An 8,663-nucleotide genomic window follows, 5' to 3' on the forward strand; every position below is an offset into this window, starting at 1 on the left:
GCCCGCTCACGGGTCAGCTTCTTCCGTCCCTGCGGCTTCCGGTCCTTCCGGATCTCGAACTCCACCGCACCCCTTCAGCTGGGGTGTTGCGACGATCACTGGAACCCAAGCTTGTGGTGGGGCCCTTCGACGTTCGTAGTCTCATCTACGGTCTCGACGAGACTCGCCGGGCCCTCCGGCCGGCTCCCCTCGGCGCCCTCAGCTGCTTCCACCCGGTCCACTCCACGACGTCGTCAACAGCACCGGAGGCGCGCGGGCTTCGTGTCACAACAGCGGGTCGGGTATGAGGTGGAAGACGCTCATCGCCCCCAGCCGGTCGCCCGCCCCATCACCGCCACCCACCGTTCCGGCACAGCAGCCAGGTCTTCCACGGCAGCCCACGTCCCGCCGTCTCCGCCTCTCGGCTGCGGGGCCTTGTTCCCTGCCATGCGCGGAGACCGGAAGATGATCGCGTGGCTCGACCTCGCAGCCCGGGGTGAAGCCGGGGTGGTCACGTCTCCGATGACGCTGGTGGAGGCGTACGACGGCAGAACCACCGAGAGGCGCTGGGACTGGGTGCTTCCCGGCTCGAGGTCGCCGACGTCGGAAAGGACGAGGCCCGCCAGGCGCGCCACCTCCTGGCCGACGCCAAGCTGCACGGCCACGAGTACGCGAGCGGCGCGGTACTCGTCGTCGTCGCGCGCCGGCAGAAGGAGCAGGTCGCCGTCTTCATCTGGGACGTCGACGATGTGGAGAGGCTGGTTCCGGGGTCGATCGTCGTCAAGAAGGTATGACGCGGCATTCCGATCTCGGTCCTGGTCTCATTCGCGCCCGTCCAGTGCCGTTCACCGCTTGCATCTCGTATTCCTCACCCTTTCTTTCACCGGCCGATACGTCGAAGGCCCCCGCAACTCCCTGCGGGATGCCTTCGACGTAAGTGGTCTTCCGCCACGGTGCCGGTCAGCGCACTTCCTGGATGCGGATCAGGTTTCCGGCGGGATCGCGGAAGGCGCAGTCGCGCATGCCGTACGGCTGCTCGGTCGGCTCCTGGACCACTTCGGCGTCGCCCGCCTGCAACTGTTCGAAGGTGGCGTCGAGGTCCTTGGTGGCCAGCAGGATCCAGCCGTACGTCCCCTTGGCCATCATCTCGGCGATGGTGCGGCGCTCCTCGTCCGTGATCCCCGGATCGGCGGCGGGCGGCGCCAGCAGGATGGACGTGCCGGGCTGGTCGGCGGGGCCGACCGTGATCCAGCGCATCGCACCGGAGCCGACGTCGTTGCGGACCTCGAAGCCGAGGGTGTCCCGGTAGAACGCCAACGACGCGTCCGGGTCGTCGTGCGGCAGAACGCTCGTGTGAATGGTGATGTCCATGGCATTCACGCTACGGCCGGTCCGAGGGGGGCGCTTCTCGATTCCTGACCGGTCTGGTCACCTGTTTCGCCACGCACGAGGGGAGCCCCTCCGTCGCCTGTGCCGCAAGCCTCCGGTACGTGCTGGGCGGCATCCCGACCAGTTCGGTGAAGCGCGTGCTGAACGTGCCCAGGGACGAACAGCCGACCTCGAAACACACATCGGTGACGCTGAGGCCGCCACGGCGCAACAGCGCCATCGCACGCTCGATCCGGCGCGTCATGAGGTAGCTGTACGGAGACTCGCCGTAGGCCTGACGGAACTCACGGCTCAGGTGCCCGGCCGACATGTGCACGCCTCGGGCGAGCGCCTCGACGTTCAGCGGCTGCGCGTACTCCCGGTCGATCCGGTCGCGGACGCGGCGCAGGCGGGCCAGGTCGCTCAGGCGCTGCGCCGAGGCTGGTCTGCTCGTCACCTGTGCGATCGTGCCACGCCGGTCCGCGGTTGCCCAGTCGCTCAGGTCATGTGGCCAGGCCCGGGATCGTGCGCCCCGAAGCCCGTCCTGGGGCGTGCCGCCCGGGCGGTCGAGGACGTCCCGGCGGTCCGGACGGTCCAGGAGGTCCCGGCTGCCTGGGTCGCCCGGATGGGAACGGCCGTACGGGCTCGTGCGGACCGGAGGGTGGCGGGGCCGCGAGGCCGGGCGGGCGCCCGTCATCGTGTGGCGGTCTCCCAGACGAAGCCGTCCGGGTCGGTGAAGGCACCGCGGTCGCCGCCGATCACGAGGCGGTGCGAGCCGGTGCCCTCGGGGGCGACGCCGGCGTCCTTGGCGAGGGCCCGGTGGCCGTAGAGCGCCAGCTTGACCGAGTTCGGCGGCGTCACGAACTCGACGTACTTGCGGCCGTAGCTCTTTCCGACGACGAGGCCGCGTTCGACGTAGAACTGCTTGCTCGCGGCCATGTCCTCGACGCCCAGGAGGAGCACGAACTGGTCGATCCGCTCGGTGGCCGGCCCCTTGTCCTTCTTGGCCGAGGACGCGATCTTCCAGAGCGCCCCGTCCGGGGCCCGTACGACGCCGCCGTAGCCCCAGAACGACTTCGTGGCCGGTTTCACCGTGGTGGCACCGGCCTCCACGGCGGCTTCCACGAGGCGGTCGACGCCGGAAGGCTGGGAGACGGTGAGGGACAGCGTGAAGCCACGGAAACCGGTCGTGGGCGTCTCGCCCGCCCGCACCTGTACCTGGGAGTCCGGGCCGAAGGCGTCGGTGCAGAAGCGCTGGGCGGCGGCGGGGTCGGCCGCTTCGAGGATGACGGATGCGATGGAAGCCATGGATGAAGCCTCGCGCGTCCGCGTGGAACGCGCTTCTCGATTCCTGACCGACCCGGCCGCCCGACCGACCGTGTCGCCCCGGACGCACCCAGCCGCACGCCGGGCCACCCGCCGGGCCTGCTCCGCCGGGAGGGCGCTCATGCCGACGGGCCCGGCACCTTGCGGTGCCGGGCCCGTCGGTCGCTCAGGACGCCGGGCCGGGTGTGCGCCCGGACGTCCGCCGACTCACGCGTCGGGCTCGATGCCTCATGCCTCAGGCGTCGGAGCCCACCTTGCGGCGGCGCACCACGAACAGCGCGCCGGCGCCGATCGCCACGGCCGCACCGCTCGCGAGGGCGAGCTGCGAGGTCGCGGAGGAGGAGCCGGTCGCCGCGAGGGTGCCCGTCGCCGGGCGGGCGGAGGACCCGCCCTGCGGCTTGAGGTCCGAGGTGTTCGGCTTGTGGGCGCTGGGCTTGGCGTCACCGGTCTTGCCGGGCTTGCTGCCCGCGGCGGCGATCAGGAACTCGTAGCCCTCGAGGTCCGGGGTCCCGCCGCAGCTTCCGTTGTCGTTGAAGTAGTCACCGGCCACGAACGTGATGCCGTTGCCCGCGGGAGCCGACGCGTCGATCGTGAGCCGCATCTTGATGTCGGCGTGGGCGCCGGCCTTCAGCGGGCTGATGGCGTCCATGTAGTGCTCGTTGTCGACGGTCTTCCACGTGGAGGAGGACCCGCTGGACCACTGCAGGCGCACGAGCTCACCGAGGTCCTTGAGCCCGCTCTTGTCCGTCGCGTGGACGTAGGCGAACGGAAGCACCTCGTCCATGGTCTTCTTCGAGCCGTTGGTGACCCGCAGCTTGAAGTTGGTCTTCGTACCGGCGACGACGGTGGACGGCAGACCCGTCACGACCGTGGTCAGCTTGGCCTCCGGGACGCAGTCCTCGTCGTCCCCGCCCTGCTCGGCCTCTTCCTCCTTGGCCTTGGCGAGCGCGGCGTCGGCGGCGTTCTTGTCGGCGAGCGCCTGCTTGACCACCTTCTGCGCCTGATCGATCTTGCGGACCAGGGCCACCCGCTCGTCGTCGAGCGCCGTCGTGGCTTCCTGGGCCTTGGTGTCGGCGGCGGTCTTGGCGGCACCGGCGGTGACGGCGGTGGCCTCGGCCTCGGTCAGCTTCTTCGTCTCCTCGGCGAGCTTCGCCTCCGCCGCGGTCCTCTCCGCCTCGGTGGCCGTCTCCGGAAGCGCGTCGACCACCGCCTGGGCTGCGCCGACCGCCGCCCGGGCCTCGACGACGGCCTGGTCGGCGGCGGTCTTCGCGGTGCCGGCCGTCTCGGCGGCCTCCTTCGCGGCCTTCGCGGCCACCACGAGGGGGTGGGTCGGGGACGTGGTCGCTTCCAGGGCCTCCTCGGCGGCCTTCTCCGCGGCGACGGCCTCGTCGTACGCCGTCTGTGCCGCGGCGGCAGCCTTTTCCAGCTCCGCGACGGTCGGCTTGTCCTGGGTCTGCGCCGACGGCTTCTCGTCGGCGAACGCGGGGGTGACCGAGAGAAGGAGTGCGGGAGTGGTCACCGCTGCGGCGACAGCGGTGGCGAGTATGCGGCGAATCTTCACAAGAGCCCTTCGGGGTCCGAAAAAGAAGAAGGGGCCGCAGCGGAATGGGACACGCACATGCGACCTCGGTGATCGTATGGCGGGGGCAACGATCGGTCCGCACGCTTTCTTCACCCGTTCCGTCCGGTACCGCGCCGCGACGGCAGACAGAAAAGACGAAAAGGTGCAGTTGCTTTCCCTGCCTGCGGTTTCGCTGTGAGGAATGCCACAGGGCCCCGTCCCCGGTCCGCGGATCCCACGCACGGGCTCCGCAGTGCGGGAGCCGAGTGCCGGGCCGGGAAGCGTCCGGGAGCGCGGTTCAGACCGTGAACGTCAGGCCCCGTGTCACCCGGCCCGCCGAGGACAGCAGCTTCTGGCGGACCTGGCTGGTCCGGTACATCCTGTCGGCCCGGAAGGAGATGCCGAGCGAGCCGAGCGTGTCCCCGCTGTACACGGGGACCGCGATGCAGACCGTGCCGAGGGAGTACTCCTCCCGGTCCATGACGGAGGGCGTCGGCAGCGACGCCTCCAGTTGCCGGACGAGCTCCTCGCGGTGGGTGATCGTCCGGGGGGTGAGATCGGCGAGCCTGTGCCGCGAGAGGTACTCGCCGCGCGCTTCGGCGTCCAGTTCACGCAGGACGCACTTGCCGAGGGCGGTGGCGTGGCCGGCGTCCTCGAAGCCCACCCAGAGGTCGGCCCGGGGGGCCAGGGGGCCGTCGACGATCTCGGCGACGCGGATCTCACCGTCCTCGTAGAAGGTCAGGTAGGCGGCGGCCGCCATCTCGTCCCGCAGGGTCGCGAGGGCGGGCCGCACGGCAGCGAGCAGATCCTCGCCACCGCTCGCCCCCTGGCGGGCGGGCAGGGCACCGACGACGTACGCTCCGTCGTCCAGTTTCCTCAGATGCCCGTCCTGAGTGAGCGTGCGCAGCAGGCGGTCCGCGGTCTCCGGTTCCAGTCCCGACTCCCGCGTCAGCTGTTCGGCGAGGGCTCCGCCCTCGTGGGCCCCCGCGGCTTCCAGCAGGCGGAAGGCCCGCTGCACGGAGGCCAGGAGCGAGAGGCTCGGCTGGTCACCCATTCCCCCAGCGTGTACCCGGCGTGGAGCGCAGGCAAGGCGGATCCCCTCGCGCTCGCCGATCGCGGCCCACCCGTCCGGGCCGGCCCCCGATCCGGGCCGGCCGCCGATCCGGGCCGGCCGCCGATCCGGGCCGGCCGCCGATCCTGGTCGGACTCACGCCCGCCCACCCGGGCCGGACTCACGCCCGGGCCGGACTCCCCGGGCCGACTACCTCCCGAGCCGGGGCCGCCCATCCACTTCGGCTGCCTCTCAGCCGGGGCCGCCCATCCGGCACCGGGCGCGCGCCGGAGGTCGGCGCCGTGGGTGGTCCGCTCTCAGGTACCCGCCGCCTGCGCCGTCGCCGCCGTCAGTTCCTCCACGTCCAGGATGGTCAGCTGCCGCTGCCGGGGGCCCGTCCGGAGCAGCCCCTGGGCCGCCAGGCGTTTCAGGTGCCGTTGCACCGATGCGCGGCTCACCCCGCACCACTCGGCCAGGTCCGTCTGGGCGACCCCGTACAGGGTGATGTCCGGGGAGTCCGGGACGGCCACGCCCTCGGTGCGGGCCAGCCGGGCCAGCAGCCGGTTCAGCCGCACCTCGGTGGCTGCCGTGGCGATCTCCGTACGGCCCCGGTCTGCCTCCTGGAGCCGGTTCAGCGCGACGGTCAGCAGGTGCCTGGTGACGCCGGGGTGCCGCTCCATCAGCAGCTGGAACTTCGAGGCCGGCAGGACGTGGACCACGGCCGGCGTCACCGCCGTCACCTCGGCGGTCCGGCGGCCCTCCCGCACAGCCGCCATCTCACCGATGATGTCGCCCGGCCCTCGCGCCGCGAGATAGGAGCGGCTGCCGTCCTCCCGGCACCCCGTGACGCGGCAGACGCCCTCGGATATGACACCCGTCCAACGGTCGGCGTCGGTTTCGGCCACCAGGCGCTGTCCTGCCCGGTAGGAGCGCGTGCGGCCGAAACCCAGCAGCGCCGACTTCTCCGAATCGTCCAGCATGTCCCAGAAACGTAAGACTGTCATGAAGTAACTATGGGCTCAAGCAGGCCAACCAGGCCTCAGATGACGCTTTTTGGTCGCTATCGACCTGCTTCGATGCTCCCACTTACAGGAGCGGCCCAGGAGAAACACGTGACAGACCAGCCGGGTGCACAGGGCGGTCACACCGTCGGCGGCGAGGGCAACATCGCCGTTCAGGCCAATCGCGACGTACGTTTCAAAAAGTCGAACATCGCCGCGCGCGACATCAACATCACCAAGATCAAGCAGCACGTCAGGAACCATCCCGTCGTCTCCCTCACCGCGATCGCCGCCGTACTCGCGGCGTCCGTGTACGGCGGTGTCCAGGTCGCGACGTCCGACAGCGGTGTCGACCTCTCCGTGGTGAGCGAGCCCGGCGCGGCCGGCGCCGTCCACACGGCCGAAGAGGTCCGTGTCGCGGAGAGGACAGGGAACGCCGCCGCCTGGTGCGCGCTCGTCGCGCCCACCGACGGCGGGTGCGAGAAGAGCCTCTCGGGCGCGTTCGCCGGGCGCAGCCAGGCCTACCGCGACAAGGTCGACCACGTCGCCATAGGCAAGGCCACCGCGAGCGCCACCGCGGCGCAGGTACCGCTGAGCTGGGACGGTGAGAAGCAGGGCACCATTCCGCTCGAGTGGTCGGGCGGGCGGTGGCAGCTCAGCACGTCGAACTACGGACTGGTGAAGCTCGGGGGCGGCGTCTTCCTGTCGCTCGTGGACTCGCGGGAGGGCAACCTCAAGCTCGGCGGAATCCCGATCCCGTCATGAGCGCCGATCGGACCCTCCCCCGCTCCGCCGGCCCGGCCACCCCTGGCCCGCCCGCGCACGCCACCCTCCTGGTCGCCGACATCGAGCGGTTCAGCTCGCGGGACGGCGCCGACCAGATGCGCACCCGCGAGGCGATGTACGGCGAGTTCCGTGACGCGTTCACCGAACCCGTGTGGTCCTCGTGCCTCCACGAGGACCGCGGCGACGGCCTGCTGGTGGTCGTTCCGCAGCAGATCCCCAAGTCGGTGCTGCTCGGGGAGTTCCTGCCCCGCCTCGACACGGCTCTCGGGCGCCGGCGCCGCAGCGACCCGCTGCTGAGGATGCGGATCGCCGTCCACGCCGGTGACGTCCACTTCGACGAGCACGGCATCGGTGGCCACGCCGTGAACCGGACCTTCCGGCTGTGCGACAGCGATCCGCTGCGGAAGGCCCTCGCGGCGTCGGAGGGCGATCTCGCCCTGCTGGTGTCCGAGACCATCCACGAGGACGTGGTCCGCGGCGGCTACCCCGGTATCGCACCGCAGGCCTTCCACGCGGTCGACGTCCGGGTCAAGGAGACGGCGGTACGCGCCTGGCTCCATGTCCCCGGGGACCCGGACGCGGCCCGCCGGGTCGCCGCCGAGGTGCCCCGCACCCCGGCGGAGGACACCGCGGACGCACATCGGCAGGGCGAACCCCGGCAGGGCGGTGTCTCGCTCTCCGCGGGCGGTGACGTCCGCCTCGGGCCCCACAGCAACCTCGCGGGCCGCGACATCCGCGTGGACGGGGAGACCCGCGCCCCACGCTGGTGGCGGCGCTGAGCAGGAAGGAGACCACCTCATGAAGCACGTACGTCCGGCACTCCTCGGCGCGGCGGGCGCCGCTCTGCTCGTCCTCACCACCACCGCGTGCGGCGGCTTCGGACCGGCCGACAAGGAGGAGGTGTGCACGGGTTTCGACGAGCTCAACACCCAGTTCGTGCAGGGCAACGGGGTCATGGGCAACCCTCTGTTCCGAAAGACGGAGGAGATGGCCGACCTCGCCGACCGGTACGAGGGCACGCCGGACCTCTCGAAGGACGCCGAAGGACTCCACAAGGTCGCCGACGCCGACTCGATGACCGGTGCGGACCTCGCGGAGAACACCACCCGGATCGCCGAACTCTGCGACCGGCCCGTGGGTTTCGGCACCGGCTTCGGCTTCTGAACGACGCACCGCACGGCGCCCACCCGCACGCCTCTGATGCGCACGGTGCCACCCGCGCGGTGCCCGCACGGCACCCATCCGCACCGCCCCGGAAGGACACCACCATGCAGTGGACCGCGTACGAGATCTTCTCCGTGATCTCCGGACTGATCCTGATCGGCACCGCCTTCGCTCCCGGACTCTCCGTGAAGGACCGCGCCTACGCCCTGCTCGGCGGGGCCTTCTTCGCGGGATACGGCTTCTACGTCGCCAACCAGGCGGCCGGCACCTACGAGTTCCCCGTGTACGTCTTCGTGATCCCGGCGCTGGCCGTGCTCTACCTGCTGTACAGGCTGTTCGGCGGGACCGGGGGCTCGTCGGCCGGCTGAGTGCCGCGCCGCGCGAGGGGGGACGAGAGCCGTGGCCGCCGGATGGGTCACCGCCCTGG

Annotated in this window: 10 protein-coding genes; 4 read left to right on the forward strand and 6 right to left on the reverse strand. The window is 71.2% G+C overall.

Features of this window, described 5'->3' with window-relative positions:
* Window positions 1–939: 939 nt before the first annotated feature.
* The 6 genes from ABZ371_RS24700 to ABZ371_RS24725 form a co-directional block, all read right to left on the reverse strand.
* The gene (locus tag ABZ371_RS24700; protein WP_358683373.1) at window positions 940–1,350 is read right to left on the reverse strand and encodes a VOC family protein; all 411 of its coding nucleotides are present in this window, start codon (window positions 1,348–1,350) and stop codon (window positions 940–942) included.
* Window positions 1,351–1,360: 10 nt separating this feature from the next.
* A complete protein-coding gene (locus tag ABZ371_RS24705; RefSeq protein ID WP_358683375.1) occupies window positions 1,361–1,804 on the reverse strand; it encodes a helix-turn-helix transcriptional regulator in 444 nt (147 codons plus the stop codon).
* A gap of 236 nt (window positions 1,805–2,040) precedes the next feature.
* Window positions 2,041–2,655, reverse strand: a complete 615-nt coding sequence (locus ABZ371_RS24710) for a glyoxalase (protein ID WP_358683377.1) — start codon at window positions 2,653–2,655, stop codon at window positions 2,041–2,043.
* Window positions 2,656–2,908: 253 nt separating this feature from the next.
* Window positions 2,909–4,234, reverse strand: coding sequence for an LAETG motif-containing sortase-dependent surface protein (locus tag ABZ371_RS24715; RefSeq protein ID WP_358683379.1), 1,326 nt, complete (start codon window positions 4,232–4,234; stop codon window positions 2,909–2,911).
* Window positions 4,235–4,532: 298 nt separating this feature from the next.
* On the reverse strand, window positions 4,533–5,288 hold the full coding sequence (locus tag ABZ371_RS24720; RefSeq protein WP_358683381.1) for an IclR family transcriptional regulator C-terminal domain-containing protein: 756 nt from the start codon (window positions 5,286–5,288) through the stop codon (window positions 4,533–4,535).
* A gap of 314 nt (window positions 5,289–5,602) precedes the next feature.
* Complete coding sequence (locus ABZ371_RS24725) at window positions 5,603–6,289, reverse strand: Crp/Fnr family transcriptional regulator (protein ID WP_358683383.1); 687 nt, start codon at window positions 6,287–6,289, stop codon at window positions 5,603–5,605.
* A gap of 108 nt (window positions 6,290–6,397) precedes the next feature.
* Here ABZ371_RS24725 and ABZ371_RS24730 point away from each other — a divergent pair, with 108 nt between their 5' ends.
* The 4 genes from ABZ371_RS24730 to ABZ371_RS24745 all read left to right on the forward strand — a co-directional run bounded on the left by ABZ371_RS24730 (window position 6,398) and on the right by ABZ371_RS24745 (window position 8,604).
* Window positions 6,398–7,051: a hypothetical protein gene (locus ABZ371_RS24730; RefSeq protein WP_358683385.1), complete on the forward strand. Its 654-nt coding sequence runs from the start codon at window positions 6,398–6,400 to the stop codon at window positions 7,049–7,051.
* Complete coding sequence (locus tag ABZ371_RS24735; protein ID WP_358683387.1) at window positions 7,048–7,851, forward strand: adenylate/guanylate cyclase; 804 nt, start codon at window positions 7,048–7,050, stop codon at window positions 7,849–7,851. The genes ABZ371_RS24730 and ABZ371_RS24735 overlap by 4 nt, the downstream gene beginning before the upstream one ends.
* 19 nt (window positions 7,852–7,870) lie before the next feature.
* Window positions 7,871–8,236 (forward strand): molybdenum ABC transporter substrate-binding protein, encoded by a 366-nt coding sequence (locus ABZ371_RS24740; RefSeq protein WP_358683389.1) that lies wholly within the window; start codon window positions 7,871–7,873, stop codon window positions 8,234–8,236.
* A gap of 104 nt (window positions 8,237–8,340) precedes the next feature.
* Window positions 8,341–8,604: a hypothetical protein gene (locus ABZ371_RS24745; RefSeq protein ID WP_358683391.1), complete on the forward strand. Its 264-nt coding sequence runs from the start codon at window positions 8,341–8,343 to the stop codon at window positions 8,602–8,604.
* Window positions 8,605–8,663 lie beyond the last annotated feature (59 nt).

The sequence above is a fragment of the Streptomyces sp. NPDC005899 genome (genome assembly GCF_040629645.1).
Taxonomy (GTDB): Bacteria; Actinomycetota; Actinomycetes; order Streptomycetales; family Streptomycetaceae; genus Streptomyces.

Bases quoted from the DNA above. Each gene is read 5' to 3' on its own strand.
- ABZ371_RS24710 (WP_358683377.1), bottom strand. From the start codon at position 2,655: ATGGCTTCCATCGCATCCGTCATCCTCGAAGCGGCCGACCCCGCCGCC.
- ABZ371_RS24700 (WP_358683373.1), bottom strand. From the start codon at position 1,350: ATGGACATCACCATTCACACGAGCGTTCTGCCGCACGACGACCCGGAC.
- ABZ371_RS24735 (WP_358683387.1), top strand. From the start codon at position 7,048: ATGAGCGCCGATCGGACCCTCCCCCGCTCCGCCGGCCCGGCCACCCCT.
- ABZ371_RS24725 (WP_358683383.1), bottom strand. From the start codon at position 6,289: ATGACAGTCTTACGTTTCTGGGACATGCTGGACGATTCGGAGAAGTCG.
- ABZ371_RS24720 (WP_358683381.1), bottom strand. From the start codon at position 5,288: ATGGGTGACCAGCCGAGCCTCTCGCTCCTGGCCTCCGTGCAGCGGGCC.
- ABZ371_RS24740 (WP_358683389.1), top strand. From the start codon at position 7,871: ATGAAGCACGTACGTCCGGCACTCCTCGGCGCGGCGGGCGCCGCTCTG.
- ABZ371_RS24745 (WP_358683391.1), top strand. From the start codon at position 8,341: ATGCAGTGGACCGCGTACGAGATCTTCTCCGTGATCTCCGGACTGATC.